The organism is Heyndrickxia coagulans 36D1 (assembly GCF_000169195.2).
GTDB lineage: Bacteria > Bacillota > Bacilli > Bacillales > Bacillaceae_C > Weizmannia > Weizmannia faecalis.
In genome coordinates, this window is record NC_016023.1 from 1,357,388 (window position 1) to 1,372,405 (window position 15,018).

Annotated in this window: 19 protein-coding genes; 1 reads left to right on the forward strand and 18 read right to left on the reverse strand. The window is 47.2% G+C overall.

Annotated features, from left to right (window positions below; translation table 11 throughout):
• Nucleotides 1-2: 2 nt before the first annotated feature.
• The 9 genes from purR to metG form a co-directional block, all read right to left on the reverse strand.
• A complete protein-coding gene (gene purR / locus BCOA_RS23605) occupies nt 3-842 on the reverse strand; it encodes a pur operon repressor (RefSeq protein ID WP_041818259.1) in 840 nt (279 codons plus the stop codon).
• A gap of 160 nt (nt 843-1,002) precedes the next feature.
• Nucleotides 1,003-1,869, reverse strand: a complete 867-nt coding sequence (ispE, locus tag BCOA_RS23610) for a 4-(cytidine 5'-diphospho)-2-C-methyl-D-erythritol kinase (protein ID WP_014096579.1) — start codon at nt 1,867-1,869, stop codon at nt 1,003-1,005.
• Between the two features lie 268 nt (nt 1,870-2,137).
• Nucleotides 2,138-2,329: a small, acid-soluble spore protein, alpha/beta type gene (locus BCOA_RS23615; protein WP_026104557.1), complete on the reverse strand. Its 192-nt coding sequence runs from the start codon at nt 2,327-2,329 to the stop codon at nt 2,138-2,140.
• 194 nt (nt 2,330-2,523) lie between these two features.
• Entirely contained in the window at nt 2,524-2,775 is a 252-nt protein-coding gene (gene veg / locus BCOA_RS23620) for a biofilm formation stimulator Veg (protein WP_013857992.1), read from the reverse strand.
• A 281-nt stretch (nt 2,776-3,056) separates the two neighbouring features.
• Nucleotides 3,057-3,935: a sporulation peptidase YabG gene (gene yabG, locus BCOA_RS23630; protein WP_014096581.1), complete on the reverse strand. Its 879-nt coding sequence runs from the start codon at nt 3,933-3,935 to the stop codon at nt 3,057-3,059.
• A gap of 110 nt (nt 3,936-4,045) precedes the next feature.
• Nucleotides 4,046-4,933, reverse strand: coding sequence for a 16S rRNA (adenine(1518)-N(6)/adenine(1519)-N(6))-dimethyltransferase RsmA (gene rsmA, locus BCOA_RS23635; protein WP_014096582.1), 888 nt, complete (start codon nt 4,931-4,933; stop codon nt 4,046-4,048).
• The gene (gene rnmV, locus BCOA_RS23640) at nt 4,888-5,490 is read right to left on the reverse strand and encodes a ribonuclease M5 (RefSeq protein ID WP_014096583.1); all 603 of its coding nucleotides are present in this window, start codon (nt 5,488-5,490) and stop codon (nt 4,888-4,890) included. The genes rsmA and rnmV overlap by 46 nt, the downstream gene beginning before the upstream one ends.
• Before the next feature lie 18 nt (nt 5,491-5,508).
• Nucleotides 5,509-6,285 (reverse strand): TatD family hydrolase, encoded by a 777-nt coding sequence (locus BCOA_RS23645; protein ID WP_014096584.1) that lies wholly within the window; start codon nt 6,283-6,285, stop codon nt 5,509-5,511.
• 150 nt (nt 6,286-6,435) lie between these two features.
• Nucleotides 6,436-8,403, reverse strand: coding sequence for a methionine--tRNA ligase (metG, locus tag BCOA_RS23650; RefSeq protein ID WP_014096585.1), 1,968 nt, complete (start codon nt 8,401-8,403; stop codon nt 6,436-6,438).
• Nucleotides 8,404-8,858: 455 nt separating this feature from the next.
• Here metG and BCOA_RS23655 point away from each other — a divergent pair, with 455 nt between their 5' ends.
• Nucleotides 8,859-9,221, forward strand: coding sequence for an AbrB/MazE/SpoVT family DNA-binding domain-containing protein (locus tag BCOA_RS23655; protein ID WP_014096586.1), 363 nt, complete (start codon nt 8,859-8,861; stop codon nt 9,219-9,221).
• Between the two features lie 67 nt (nt 9,222-9,288).
• On the opposite strand, the gene rsmI is transcribed toward BCOA_RS23655, so the two are convergent.
• From rsmI to tmk, 9 genes are all read right to left on the reverse strand, one after another.
• Entirely contained in the window at nt 9,289-10,173 is an 885-nt protein-coding gene (gene rsmI, locus BCOA_RS23660) for a 16S rRNA (cytidine(1402)-2'-O)-methyltransferase (RefSeq protein ID WP_014096587.1), read from the reverse strand.
• Nucleotides 10,136-10,429 carry a GIY-YIG nuclease family protein gene (locus tag BCOA_RS23665; protein WP_014096588.1) on the reverse strand — a complete coding sequence of 98 codons (294 nt, stop codon included), beginning with the start codon at nt 10,427-10,429 and terminating at the stop codon, nt 10,136-10,138. Before BCOA_RS23665 ends, rsmI begins: the two co-directional genes overlap by 38 nt.
• Nucleotides 10,413-11,159, reverse strand: coding sequence for a tRNA1(Val) (adenine(37)-N6)-methyltransferase (locus tag BCOA_RS23670; RefSeq protein ID WP_014096589.1), 747 nt, complete (start codon nt 11,157-11,159; stop codon nt 10,413-10,415). Before BCOA_RS23670 ends, BCOA_RS23665 begins: the two co-directional genes overlap by 17 nt.
• Before the next feature lie 79 nt (nt 11,160-11,238).
• Complete coding sequence (yabA, locus tag BCOA_RS23675) at nt 11,239-11,622, reverse strand: DNA replication initiation control protein YabA (protein ID WP_014096590.1); 384 nt, start codon at nt 11,620-11,622, stop codon at nt 11,239-11,241.
• Nucleotides 11,623-11,637: 15 nt separating this feature from the next.
• A complete protein-coding gene (locus tag BCOA_RS23680) occupies nt 11,638-12,465 on the reverse strand; it encodes a PSP1 domain-containing protein (protein ID WP_013857981.1) in 828 nt (275 codons plus the stop codon).
• Nucleotides 12,458-13,459 (reverse strand): DNA polymerase III subunit delta', encoded by a 1,002-nt coding sequence (gene holB, locus BCOA_RS23685; RefSeq protein WP_014096591.1) that lies wholly within the window; start codon nt 13,457-13,459, stop codon nt 12,458-12,460. The genes BCOA_RS23680 and holB overlap by 8 nt, the downstream gene beginning before the upstream one ends.
• A 16-nt stretch (nt 13,460-13,475) precedes the next feature.
• Complete coding sequence (locus BCOA_RS23690) at nt 13,476-13,916, reverse strand: YaaR family protein (protein WP_014096592.1); 441 nt, start codon at nt 13,914-13,916, stop codon at nt 13,476-13,478.
• Nucleotides 13,917-13,931: 15 nt separating this feature from the next.
• On the reverse strand, nt 13,932-14,261 hold the full coding sequence (locus tag BCOA_RS23695) for a cyclic-di-AMP receptor (protein ID WP_013857978.1): 330 nt from the start codon (nt 14,259-14,261) through the stop codon (nt 13,932-13,934).
• Between the two features lie 101 nt (nt 14,262-14,362).
• The gene (gene tmk, locus BCOA_RS23700) at nt 14,363-15,016 is read right to left on the reverse strand and encodes a dTMP kinase (RefSeq protein WP_014096593.1); all 654 of its coding nucleotides are present in this window, start codon (nt 15,014-15,016) and stop codon (nt 14,363-14,365) included.
• Nucleotides 15,017-15,018: the final 2 nt, after the last annotated feature.

Here is a 15,018-nt window from a genome sequence, read left to right on the forward strand (position 1 = left end):
CTTTAATCCCCTCCGAACAAGCTGACTTTTGAAAAATAATTCCCTTCCACTACTTTGATCTGCTGACTGCGGACATCGACATCCCTTAATTTCACAAGCGACACATAATCATCGACAAGCCGTTCTTTCGTGTCTTCCGATTCAACCAAAACGCCGATGCCCGAAACGGAAGCATCGAATTCTTTCAGCAAGTTGATCATGCCGTTAATCGTTCCGCCTGCTTTCATAAAATCATCGACAATTAAAACGTTTGCGCCTTCCCGCAGGCTCCTTTTCGAGAGGACCATCGTCTGGATCCGTTTCTGCGATCCGGAAACATAGTTAATGCTGACAGTCGGTCCTTCCGTCACCTTGCTGTCATTGCGGACAATCACAACCGGAACATTTAAATAAGCCGCTGTTGCCATTGCAATCGGGATTCCTTTTGTCGCGACCGTCATAATCGTGTCAATCTCCCTGTCCGCAAATGCGGTTGCCAAAAGCTTCCCGACTTTGCTGACGACCTGCGGGCTGCCGATCAGGTCTGTCATATACAAATAACCGCCCGGCAAAAGCCGGTCCGGATTCTCCATCAGCGTGCAAAGTTCGCTGATGGCCTCTTTTGCTTCCGCCCTGTCTGTGCGCGAAATAAATTTAACGCCACCCGCCGCGCCGGGAACCGTCTGCAAAGTCCCAATGCCCCTTTTCTCGAATGTTTCTTTGATAATCGTCAAATCTTCACTGATGGAAGATTTTGCAGACTGATAACGATCGGCAAAAAAACTGAGGGAAACGAGAATCCTTGGTTTTTCCAACAAATAATGTGTCATATCTACAAGACGTTCACTTCGCCGAAATTTCACGTCAAAAACCCCCGTCACAATCCGGTCTGTCAAAAATGCCGGTCCCGCTCTTCTTCGTACCAAATCGCACGGCGGCTCCGGAAACACGGATTCAATAACATTAATATACCGCATTTTTTTCTTTTTGAAAACAAAAATCCGTACAATCACTATTTTATATTTAAAATTGTTCGCGTTCTCCAATCATTCTGACAGCAAATACCTGGCCGCAAAATCCCCGGAGGCCGTTATAAATCCGCTGCAGCCGCGAATCGTGCCGCACAAGCCCGAATACTGTCGGGCCGCTTCCGCTCATTAAAACGAGATCCGCTCCGAAACGCTGCATCTGTTTTTTGATTTGCGCCACTTGCGGGTACGCCTTTAATGTGACACTTTCCAGCACATTTCCCGCATGCTTGCATATGCCGGCATAATCACGGGTATAGAGGGCAGCGATCATGCCGGGAATATCTGGATGCACCACTTCATTTAAGTCCAGTTGGCGGTAAATTTCTGCTGTCGACACGCCGATGGACGGTTTCGCCAAAATGACCCAGCAGTTTGGCGGTGCTGGCAGCTTTGTAATATTTTCTCCCCTTCCTTTTGCGAGCGCAGTGCCGCCGTATACGCAAAACGAGACATCCGACCCGATTTCGGCGCCGAGTGTTGCAAGTTCATCTAAGGAAAGGCCGAGATTCCAGAGCGTATTCAGGCCGCGGAGAGTAGCTGCCGCATCACTGCTGCCCCCCGCCAGCCCGGCAGCCACTGGAATGACTTTGTCAATCGCAATCTCGACCCCCTGCCTGACGCCGCACCGCGTTTTCAGAAGCCTTGCAGCCTGGTACGCCAAATTTCTCTCATCATCCGGCACAAACCGGTTTTGCGACACAATTTTAATCTCCTGATCGTGCCGCTCCGAGAGCTCGATATGATCTGCAAGGTCAATGGTTGTCATGACCATTTCCACCTCATGATAGCCATCCTCCCGTTTGCCAAGCACATCGAGCGATAAATTAATTTTTGCCGGTGCCTTGACCAACAACTTCAAATCCTTCACCTACTTCCAACATCCAATCCAGCCGTATTTCCTGCTTCATTTTTCTTATTCTAACATAACGCCCAGCAAATATTTACATCAAAACGCAAATTTCGTAGAACAATAAAAATCGAAATATTGCCTCATGCATCATCCAAAATATGCAAAAGCTGTGGAAATTGTGGTAAAGCCGCCAACTTGTTCAAAGGACGAACATTCGAATATGCAAAAAGCCGGGGAAATTCCCCGGCCCGGCGCCATGCAGTAGTCGCAAAGATTGTCAGGAGTTGCCCGATTGTTTTTCCGAAGCAAGGTGCTCTTCAGCCAGTTCAATGGCACGCTTTACCATATTCCCGGCATCCCGGGCTTTGATGCCGCCCCAACCTTCTTCTTGGACGACATCATAAAAGCCGAGGTCTTTCGCCAGTTCTTCTTTAAAACGTTCAGACATAATCCCTCTTCTTCGGCCCATTAGATAAATTTCCCCCTTTGACGGGAAAGGCAAAAAAATCCCCGCCTTCCCTTTCATTTGGTTGTTATATCCCTGCATGCGCCTCTTTGTAGTATGTACGAAACAAGGTTAGAATATGAAAAAAGCAGCAGCAGGATCATTCCCGCTACCGCCTATAAAATAGAAAACAGCAAACATATGTCTGCTGCCGCTCATCAAACCTCTTGTTGTTTATCCATAAAAACAAGCTGTACTGTTTCTGTCAGGACATCTGCATAGCTGTAGGAAACACGTTCAAAAGCATTTTCCTCCTGGTCTAATTCGATGACAAAAACCGCTGGGTAAGTTTCTGCCAAAACACCGGAACGTTCAATCGTCTTTCTCCTGCCACCATTGGCTCTTAACATTAATCTTTTTCCCAAGTTTGAATCCAAGGATCTTTTAATGTCTGTTAACGTTTTTGGCATTTCGCTCCACCTCACTAGTCTCAATTATAACACAGCTTGCGCTTCCGGTCAAATAAAACATATATTTTATCAGTGATCAAGCCGGTCTGTCAACCATTTTTCATTGCTTCCCTGCCGTTTTTCCAAGGTGAAGGTTTGCATGTTCAGTGTATGGGGCTGCCTTGGGGAAATGTACCACTGATCCAGGCCCATATTCTTATCAATAGGATATGCCAAATGCAATCGAATTATGTAAAATTCTGCAGCCCGGCCCATTTTTAAGGAACCGGGATGGGACCCCGTCAGTCCTCATCCATTGGCTTATACGGCATCCCGGTCCGCAGCACGCCCTTTGTTTCCACGCCTCCCAGTCCTTTTTGCCCTGTCAGTGTATTGCGGAGCACATCCCAAACATTCACTTGTTCCATAAACGAGGTATAACAGATCTTGGCCACAATATAGACCGGATCAAGCGCATGAATATTCACCCGGAGCGGAGAACTGGCAAAATTGGCGCCGGCCTGGATGAGCGATTCAAAATGGGACTGGCATGCGCCTGCAAAAATGACGAGCTGATCCAAATTCGGCACCTTTTTCCTTGCTTCCATCACGGTTCTGACAAAAGATTTTGAATGGCGGTATGCATTTAAATCTGCTTTTTTCCCCTTTGATTTGGAATAGGCATCATGGCCGGTAATCACCAGAATATTCGGCCGGTATTGGTCAAGCAGCGCATGGATGCGAACCGGCATTTCTTTTTCGTAACAATGGACGCCGTAAACTGTCACGCCGATTTTTTCATACAAGTTCATGCATTTTTTTAAATAATGAGGATCGCCGTCCAAATGCAAAACTCTTCCCGGTAGCTGGAAATAACTCAGTTCCTCTTTATAGCCGTGGGTGGCCTCGTACTCGCGTTTTTCCTTCATCAGTTCGATGTCCTGTTTAAACAGTTCAAATGACTGTTCTTCCAAAGAACGAAACGCCTGCGTAATTTTCGATCTTTCCGCAGGGCCAAGGGTGACTAGGTCTTCAAACGGGGCATCCGCGATCAGCCGGACGTCCTCCCCGTACAAAACAGCCACTTTCCGCCCGTTCTGCTCCTGTATATCAATGACCCGGAATAAAATATCACAATTGTAAGACTTCCTTCCAACAATTGCGTTGAGCCTTGCTTCCATTGCCGTCAACTCCATTTGTATCCATCTCTCGCCTGCATAACACTATATATGCACTGCCTTCGGAAATGGTGAAAAAGCCGGGGGAAGCGCTCCCCCGGCTGATGCGACATTTAGGATGATGTGTGAAAAATGGGAAACAAGGCATTGCTTAATGCGGCAAATTCCTCGAGGCTGAGCGTTTCCCCCCTTCTTGACGGTTCAATTTTAAGCTGCTCGAGTACGGAAAGGAGTGTCTCTTTCTTGTCTTTTCCGCCGGGAAGGCCAGCAGTCAAATTATTGATCAAGGTTTTCCGCCGCTGGGCAAAGGAAGCTTTTGCCACCTGAAAAAAGAACGCTTCATCTTTAACCTCGACTTTCGGTTTGTCCCTTTTCACAAGCTTTACCACGGCGGAATCCACATTCGGCTGCGGCATAAAAACCGTTTTCGGCACAATCATCGCCACTTCCGCCGTCATATAATACTGGATGGCAATGGAAAGCGTGCCGTAGTTTTTCGTGCCGGGAACCGCCGAAATCCGGTCGGCCACTTCTTTTTGCAGCATCACGACCATGCCGCGGATCGGATACAGGCCGGTGACAAATTTTAATATGATCGGGGTCGTCACGTAATACGGCAGATTGGCGACAACCATGATATCGTTTATGCCGGCAAATTCCGTTTCCAGCACTTTTCCAACATCGGCCTTTAACACGTCTTCATAGATCACGTTTACATTCGGGTACGGCGCCAGCGTATCTTTCAGGATCGGGGCAAGCCTTTTGTCGATTTCAAAGGCCACGACTTTTTTGCTGCGGCGGGCGAGATGTTCCGTGAGCGCACCAATGCCGGGACCGATTTCAACAACGCCGGACTCTTCCGTTAAATCCGCCGTATCCGTAATATTCCGCAGAATGTTCGGGTCAATTAAAAAATTTTGGCCCAGGCTTTTTTTAAACGAAAATCCGTACCGGTTTAAAATCGCTTTTGTCCGGATGGGGGTGGCAATGTCTTTTTGCAAGTTGATTCCTCCTGTAACACTTTCATCAGAGCATCCCGGAACGTTTCTTTATCGATTTGGAACACCATCAGCCGCTTATGGAGCTGCTTGCCGTTCGTGTATCCGATTTTTAAAAGTTCCCCGATTCTTGCCCTTCTTTGTTTCGCCAGCGGGCCGGCAATCAGACCGGCAGCCATTAAATCATCCCTTGTGATGACTTCCGGCACGGCTTCCTCCATTTGATGCGCCTCCCGTAGCGCTTGCCGGATCGCCGCAGGGTGGGCATGTTCAACCCCGATTCCCCGGTCCTCGGGCGCCCGTGCCTCCTGTTTGGCCAAAAATGCGTGTTTGCAGCCGGGCACTTTTTCCGCGATCGTTTTGCGGATTTTTTCGCCGGGAAAATCAGGATCGGTGAAAATGATGGCGCCCCTTTTTTCCTGGGCAAGGCGGATTTTTTCAATCGTACTTTCCGAAATGGCCGACCCGTTTGTTTCAATCGTGTCGGCATCGAGCGCCCGCTTAATGGCCGCTGTGTCGTCTTTGCCTTCCACGACAATAACCTCTTTTAATTTTGCCATGCGGATAAAACTCGCTTTCTATGCATGATCTTTTATTCTAAACAATTTTTCTGCATTTAACATCGTCTGTTCGGCAACTTTTTCAAAAGGAATGCCTTTAATTTCCGCAATCTGCTCAGCGACCAGTTTCACATATGCCGGCTCATTGCGTTTCCCGCGGTACGGATGCGGGGCAAGATAAGGGCAGTCCGTCTCAACCAAAAGCTTTTCAAGCGGGACCTCGGCAACTACTTCTTTCGGTTTTTTTGCATTTTTAAACGTCACCGGGCCGCCAAGTGAAATGTAGAAATTCATTTTGATGCATTCTTTCGCCGTTTCCGGGCTGCCGCTGAAACAGTGCATAATGCCGCCTGCTTCCTGTGCATTTTCCTCTTTTAAAATTTGCACACAGTCTTCTGTCGCTTCCCGGTTATGGATAATAATGGGCAAATCAAGCTTTTTGGCGAGCCGGATTTGCCGCCTGAACACTTCCTGCTGCACCGCTTTCGGCGATTTATCCCAATGGTAATCCAGCCCGATTTCGCCGATCGCCACCACTTTCGGATGATGGGCAAGAGATTCAATCCAGTCCAGGTCTTCATCTTTCATGTCAATCGCATCAACCGGGTGCCAGCCGATCGCTGCATACAGAAACGGGTATTGGTCAATCAGCGCCATCGCTTTTTGGATGGTCGGCCTGTCAAACCCGACGACCGTCATCTTTTCCACACCGGCTTCCCGTGCTCGCGCGATGGTGGCTTCTAAATCGTCTTTGAACGCTTCATCATTGATATGCACATGGGTATCAAATAACATCTTTTTCACCTCAAATTCTTCACGTTTGTTTTCACATATGATCGGGAAAAACATCTATTTTTCCTGAAAAGTAAAAGAAAAACATAGAGAGATCCGTCGAAATTTGTTCCACGTGAAACATCTCTATGTTTTTCATCTCATCTGGTCCCTTTATTTGACAATCGCGCCGAGCGGCAGGCTTTCATCAATGGTTGCCAATGACAATATGCCGTCTTTTTCGCCTGCGAGAATCATGCCTTGTGACCATTCACCGCGCAATTTGACAGGTTTCAGATTGGCCACGACAATGACTCTGCGCCCGACCAGTTCTTCCGGTTTGTAATATTCCGCAATGCCGGAAACAACCTGGCGCTGTTCATCTCCAAGGTCAAGCTGCAGTTTCAACAGTTTGTCGGCTTTTTTTACCGGCTCACAAGCGGTTACTTTTGCGACACGTAATTCCACTTTTGCGAAATCATCGATCGTGATCCCGGCTTTTGTGTCTTCCGCTTTCGCTTTTTCTTCTTTCGTTTCTTCTTTTTTCGGAGCCGCACCTTGCATTTGCGATTTGATAAACTGAATTTCTTTTTCGATATCGAGACGCGGGAAAATCGGCTTTCCTTTTTTCACAACTTTTGTGCCTTCTGGAATGCTGCCGAATAAGGACAGGCTTTCCCATGTATGCAAGCTCTCATCCGTAATGTTCAGCTGGTCAAAAATTTTCTTTGGCGTTGATGTCAAAAACGGCTGTAAAAGGATGGCGATATGGCGCAGCGACTCCGCCAAATGGACCATCACTTCGGCAAGATCCGCCCGTTTGGTTTCATCTTTTGCCAATGTCCACGGAGTTGTTTCATCAATATATTTGTTTGTACGGCTGACAAATTCCCATAAAGAAGCGAGTGCAACCGAGAACTGCATGTTTTCCATCGCATCTTCGTATTTTTTCACAGCCTCTTTATATGCGGTCACAAGCTGGATGGAATACGGATTGTGCGAACCGGCAAACGTTGGAATGACACCGTCAAAATACTGGTTCATCATCGCAATCGTACGGTTCAGCAGATTGCCCAGATCATTGGCGAGGTCAAAATTGATCCGTTCCACAAACCCTTCCGGCGTAAAAATGCCATCCGCCCCAAACGGCACTTCACGCAGCAAGTAATAGCGGAGTGCGTCGAGCCCGTAGCGATCAATCAAAGTAACCGGGTCAATGACATTCCCTTTTGATTTCGACATTTTTCCGTCTTTCATAAGGAGCCAGCCGTGTGCAAATACTTTTTTCGGCAGCGGAAGGCCAAGCGCCATCAGCATAATCGGCCAGTAAATCGTATGGAAACGAACGATTTCCTTGCCAACAAGATGGACGTCAGCCGGCCAGTATTTCCGGTAGTTCGAATCGTCATCGCTACCGTAACCGAGTGCTGTAATATAGTTAGTCAGGGCATCAATCCAGACATAGATGACATGTTTCGGATCCCCGGGCACTTTTATCCCCCAGTCAAACGTTGTCCGCGATACAGCAAGATCCTCAAGCCCCGGTTTGATGAAGTTATTGATCATTTCATTTTTCCTGCTTTCCGGCTGAATGAAATCCGGATTTTCCTCATAGTATTGCAAAAGCCGGTCGACATATTTCCCCATTTTGAAAAAGTACGATTCCTCTTTTACTTTTTCTACTGGCCTGCCGCAGTCCGGGCATTTGCCGTCCACAAGCTGGCGTTCCGTGAAGAAGGATTCACAAGGCGTACAGTACCAGCCCTCATACTCTCCCAAATAAATATCGCCCTGGTCAAGCAGCTTCTTGAAAATCTTTTCCACTGCCTTTTTGTGGCGGTCCTGGGTCGTGCGGATAAAATCATCATTGGATATTTCGAGTTTTTTCCATAGATCCTGGATGCCGGCGACAATTTCATCGACATATTGCTGCGGTGTCACGCCTTTTTCCTTTGCTTTGCGCTGGATTTTCTGGCCGTGCTCATCCGTGCCGGTCAGGAACATGACGTCAAACCCGCGCAGCCTTTTATAACGGGCCATCGCATCGCCTGCAACGGTTGTATAGGCATGGCCGATATGTAAATTTCCGCTCGGATAATAGATCGGCGTTGTGATATAAAAAGTTTTCCGTTTCTCTTCCAAACCAGCCTCCACCTTTCGATAACATTAGACATTTCTTTTGCACATTTCGCGCGCTGCTTAGAACTTCTAAACAATAAGTATAAAACTTTTCGTGAAAATAAGCAAAAACGTGGATTTTTGAAAAAAAGGTCTATATGTTCAGTATACCGCATCAACAGGATGCCTTGCATCTTCATGGCGCCCGGTACAGCGCATTATTCATTATAGACGGCATACCGCCGGTTTAACCGGTGCAAGGGCCGTGACTTTTATCCTTGTCGAAAAATATTTTAAACAAATTTGTTTTTTTATTCCAATTTATCTTCTATAATACAATTAGATAGGTTGTATAGTTTTTGAAGATTCAGGGGTATTCGCCAGTTTTCGATAGATATAGAAGGTCAGCATTTGCGCAACCGGGTTTGGTATCAGGGTTTTGTACAGGTTCACATTTACTTTAAGGGAGGAAAGCGTTAATGAAATCAACAGGCATTGTACGGAAAGTCGACGAGCTCGGCCGTGTTGTCATTCCAATTGAATTGCGGAGAAATCTTGGCATTGCTGAAAAAGATGCATTGGAGATTTATGTCGATGATGACAAGATCATTTTGAAAAAGTACAAGCCCAATATGACCTGTCTCGTTACCGGGGAAGTCTCGGATGACAATCTCCGGCTGGCAGGCGGAAAAATTGTTTTAAGCCGTGAAGGCGCAGAATTGCTGATGAAAGAAATTAAAGAAAATTTTCATTTGGAAGATCAACCGGCTGAAAATGAACAGGCAAAAGACGAAGCAGATCCATTCGCATCCAAACCTGAGCCGGAACCGGAACCCCGCTGAAACGCGGGGTTTTTTTTTAAGCCTTGGACAGATCTTTGTTGCCAAATATCCTCCTTAGGTTTTTGACTCACAGTTCGTGATAGATTTGGTAGACTTCCCTTTTTGGCAGTTTCCGGTCTTTTGCCGCAAGCTTGATCGCTTCTTTTGCCGGCAGCTGTTTTTGCTGCATATAGGCTTCCACATGCTCCTTAACGGATAGCGCCGTCCACCAGAAATCGTCGTCTTCTTCCCCTGTTTCAGGGCTACCTTCCACAACCAGGCAGAACTCGCCGCGCACTTCATTGTTTTCGACCCATTCCACCGCTTCTTGAATCGTCCCCCGCAAAAATTCCTCAAATTTTTTCGTCAGCTCACGGCTGATGGAAATTTGTCGCTCACCCAGCACTTCCGCCATCATTTGCAGCGTATGTTTCAGCCGGTGCGGTGCTTCATACAAAATGAAAGTGGACGGAATTTTTGCGAGCCGTTCCAGTGCCGCCCGCTTTTCCTGCTTTTCCCGTGGCAGAAAACCGTAAAACGTAAACGGCTGCGGTGCAATCCCAGAAGCAATTAACGCCGTAAGCGCCGCGTTTGCGCCTGGAAGCGGCACAACAGGGATCCCTTCGCGAATGCAGGCAGTGGCAAGCTCATAACCCGGATCCGAAATGCACGGCATGCCTGCGTCGCTTACAAGGGCAATCTTTTCGCCGCGCGTGAGCCTCATGATTAAATCGCGTGTGCTCGCTTCTTTATTATGTTCGTGATGACTTACAAGCGGCGTGTGAATATCGAAGTAGCTGCACAACTTTTTGCTGTTTCGCGTATCTTCAGCAGCAATCAAATCGGCTTCTTTTAAAATGCGCACCGCCCGGAATGTCATATCTTCCAGATTGCCAATCGGGGTCGGGACCAAATAGAGAATCCCTTTATTTTTTTCATCCTGGAAACTTTGCTGCCTGTGCAAGGTCGACACCTGCCTTCTCCAAAAATCGCTCTTTTTCCCGGCGTGAAAGCTTTTTAAAAGCATATTCCGCTTTCATGGCCTCGCTTTTTGTCGCATATTCCTGAAAATACAAAAGCTTGACCGGTGTCCGCGTTCGCGTATACTTGGCGCCCCGGCCCTCGCTGTGTTCGCGGAAGCGCCGTTTTAAATCAACGGTATACCCGCCGTAAAAACTGCCGTCACAGCATAGAAGCACGTAAAAATATGATTTAGTTTTTGTTTCCATACAGCAATTCTTTCACTTCTTCCGTATATTCGCCATCCTGCCCGTACACGAACAACGGTGGGAAAATCTTTAAATCCGGTTTTCCGTCTTTTATGCCTTCCACCAGAATCGTATTCGCTTCTTTGCCTGCTTTCGGATAAACAAACCGGAGCCGTTTTGGTTCGAGACGGTGTTTTTTCATCAACGTAATCAAGTCGACCAGACGTCCCGGGCGGTGCACAAACGCCGCTTTGCCGCCCTGCTTGAGCATCCTGCTGCTGACTTTTACGACATCTTCCAATGTACAAAAAATTTCATGGCGGGCAATCGCAAAATGCTCATTTTCATTTTGAATATTCTTCGTCTGCGAAGGAAAATAAGGCGGATTGCACGTTACCACGTCAAATTTGCTGCAGCCGAGCACATCCGGCATCTCCTTCAAATCGCCGTGAATGATCCGGATCCTGTCCTCAAGCCCGTTATAAGCGACGCTTCTTTTTGCCATATCCGAGAGGCGTTCCTGAATTTCGACCCCGGTAATCTCCGCTTTCGTACGGTTGCTTAATAAAAGCGGGATTACCCCGTTCCCCGTGCACAAATCAAGCACTTTCCCTTTTTGGATCGGCAGCCATGCAAACTTTGCCAGAAGCACCGCATCCAATGAAAAAGCAAACACGGACGGGCTTTGCACAATCCTTAAATTTTCCGCAAGCAAATAATCCAATCGTTCGTCTCCTGATAATGTCACCATACCCTGTAGCCTCCAAAAACAACGGCTGCATAAAACAGCCTTCCCGGTAAAAGGAAGGCTTTTCATCTTGGACCGTTCGTTACTTCTTGTTCAAAAAGGAAAGGCAGAACAGGCAATCTTCCCCGTTGCGTGGGCTGCCGAAATGGACATTGCAAATATGGAAGCCTTCCTGATAAAGGCGGGCCAGATTGTCGTACCCTTCGCCGATATCAAGAAGCGTCTGCGGCACGCCCTTTTCCTTGATTTTCCGGACAATCTCGGCCGGTTCCTCATGCGAATCTGTGCCTTCCCCGCCGGATTCGGGCTGCAACTGGCGCCTGAAATAGTCATTCTGGATTTTCAAAATGCTGTTTTCTTCAATGACTTCCGTTAAATCCCGTTTCAGTTCCCCCAACTTTTCCTGGAGCGCCCCGATCTGCACTTCCATTTGCTGTATCGCCTCAAATAATTCTTTCCTATCCATCAGTTCTCCACCTCATTAATCCGTGGATTGAATTGACACAACATCCGCACTTAAAAATTCTTCCATCGTATACTCAATCGTACGCCCCTGGCTTTGTAATTCAATTTGCAAAACGCGTTCCAAAATGTTCAGGCCGGTCACTTTTCCGGTTCCGTAAGGCGTTTTCACCATTTCCCCGACATCCGGAAACGCTTCTTTTACCGCTTCATATTCATCATTCTCATATTTCAGGCAGCACATGAGACGTCCGCAAAGCCCAGAAATTTTCGCCGGATTTAATGACAAATTCTGGTCTTTTGCCATTTTGATCGATACCGGCTCAAAATCACCCAAAAACGTGGAACAGCACAGCATCCTGCCGCAAGGACCGATGCCGCCAAGCATTTTGGCTTCATCCCGCACCCCGATTTGGCGGAGTTCGATCCTTGTCCGGAAAATGGACGCCAAATCTTTTACGAGCTCCCGGAAATCGACACGCCCGTCAGCGGTAAAATAAAAAATAATCTTATTCCGGTCAAATGTATACTCCACATCCACCAGCTTCATCTCAAGCTGGTGTTCCGCAATTTTTTTCATGCAAATCCCATATGCTTCTTTTGCTGCCGCTTTATTTTCATCCACTGTCATATGATCTTTCTGGTCGGCAATCCGGATGATTTTTTTCAGCGGCAACACGACATCATGTTCCCCGACAACTTTGGGATTTGTCACAACAAAGCCATACTCAATGCCGCGCGCAGTTTCGACGATGACGGCATCATTTTTTTTAACGGGAAAATCGCCTGGGTCGAAATAATATACTTTGCCGGCTTTTTTAAACCGGATTCCTACTACGTTAAACAAAGGCCGTTCCCCCCTGCAAATTTAAAACAAGCTGTTCCATGAGCAGCTGTTGATTGACATTGGCACCCAATTTCTTTTTTGCATCAAGAATGGCTGCCAGTTTTTCAGCCAGAGAACGCGGGGAGCAGGAAAGAATATCTGCAGAAAGACGGTTTAGCTGATCGGGATAAACGACATCTTCCTGTTTTCCCAGATGGATGGAAAGAAGATCTTTATAAATCCATATCAACAGATCCAACCCGAGATCCAGTTGATTTTTTTCTTTAAAATGCCCAAACCACGCTTCCTGCAAAAAAACCATTGCGTGGGAAGGTGATTTTGAAAGGGTTGTATACAATTTTAACACGATTTTTCGGGCTTGTGCAAACCACTCATCTTTGCTTAAATCAAGCGCTTCTTCCAAGTGGCTTGTCATATGGGAAAGAAGCGGGGCCAAATCGGGGCTGACCCCGTTTTCAATCAGCTGTTTTTTCAGTATGGCGGGTGGGACCGGCTTGAATGAAACAACCTGGCAGCGGGATAAAATGGTCGGCAGGATCCGGTGCAGCTGGGTTGTCATCAGCACAGCCGTCGTACCAGGATTCGGCTCTTCCAGAAACTTCAGCAGGCTGTTGGCGGCGCCTGTTGACATTTTTTCAGCGTCTACAATCATATACAGTTTCCGTTTCGACTCCACTGCCCGTTTGGAAAACTCCTGCTGCAACGCTTTAATCTGCTCCTTCTTGATCGAAAGGCCGTCCGGTTCAACCAGATGAACGTCAGGATGGGTGCCGTGGCTGATTCTTAAGCAATTCGAACAGCTTTCGCATGGGAAAAAATCATCCACAGGCTGCAGGCAAAATAATGTTTTCGCCAGTAGCTGTGCAGCTTCTTTTTTCCCTGTGCCGCGTCCGCCTTCAAATAAATAAGCATGCGCCATCCGGCTGCGCCTGATGCTGTGTTTCAGCAAAGTTGCTGCAACAGGCTGAATACTTTCAAATGCTTCCCATGTCATGGCTTCTTCCACTCTCTTAAGTATATAAATTAATCAGCAAACCTTTTACCTCGCCGATTTTCCCCAGTATATCGAGAGCGGGCTGCTCTTTTCTGAGACAGGCGTCGGTAAGATCCGCCAGTTTTTTGTCTATGGTTTCCACTATATTCAATTTGCGGCTTTCCCCGAACCGGTCGAAGCTTTGTGACTGTTTATTTTTCATCCCGTATTCGACAGTTTGCTTCACAAATTGTTTTACAAGCGACTTGAATTTGGACAAATCTTTAAGATTGCGCGAACGGGCAAGTCGGCTGCCGGCTTCGTCAATTTGCGACAATAGCTGGTGAAATTCATTCATTTGCAGCTTTTCCCTGCTTGTGTCCATCATTTCGGCAAAATTTGTTGTGCCCGTTACCATGCTTTTTGCTTCGCGGGCCGTTTTGTCCAAACCAATACGCAAATCCTGTTGTATTTTCAATCCCTTATTCCCCCGTTAAAACTGGTGAAATTCATCTACTGGCAGGACAAATACTGTCGCGCCCCCCACTTCGATTTCGACCGGATACGGGATGTAGCTGTCGGCATTTCCGCCCATCGGTGAAACCGGGGTAATAAACTGTTCCCTCGATTTGCAATTTTCCTTAATGACCTGCAGCGCTTTATTGACACGAATTTCTTCCGTCCCAATCAGAAAAGTCGTATTGCCTGATTTTAAAAACCCGCCTGTTGATGCAAGTTTTGTCACACGAAAATTATGATCAACCATGGCTTTCATCAACCGGTTGCTGTCCTGGTCCTGTACGACTGCGACGATCAGTTTCATTTTTTCCCCTCCTGAATTTTCAACCGTATATTTATCCCTCATTATATCATCTTCCATTTACCGTTATATATGAAATTCTGCTCCTGTATGTGAATTTCCTTTTATCCGGGGAAATTTTTCCCGTAATGTCGGAAAATGGCGTCCAGCACTTTTTGCAAAGCGGTATGATATATATATTCTACCTCTTTATTGGCATCAATGGCATGTATTCTCTCCGGAAACCGTTTTAACAATATTTGGAACCCTTCTCTTACCTTTCTATGGAAGTCGATGGCTTCCAGATCAAGGCGGTTTACTTCACGGTTGTGATTTTTGGCAATCCGGCTGAGGCCTGTCTCTGCTTCTACATCAAAATAGAGCGTCAAATCCGGCAGCAGCCCGCCCGTTGCAAACTGATTGATCCGGTATACTTCCTCTATCCCGATTCCTCGCGCATAGCCCTGGTACGCGAGCGAACTGTCAATAAACCGGTCACACAGGACAATGCGCCCCTGTTCTAGTGCCGGCAAGACCTTCTCTGCAAGATGCTGGCGACGGCTTGCCGCATACAGCAAAGCTTCCGTCCGCGCATCCATTTCCGTATTTTCCGGGTTCAAAATGATGTGCCGAATCTGCTCGGCAATTTTAATGCCCCCGGGTTCCCGCGTCAACACAACGGGATAGCCGTTTTCCTTTAAGTGTGCGGCAATCATCCCGGTAATGGTCGTTTTCCCCGCACCCTCCGGTCCTTCTGCTGTAATAAAAATTCCTTTCATGT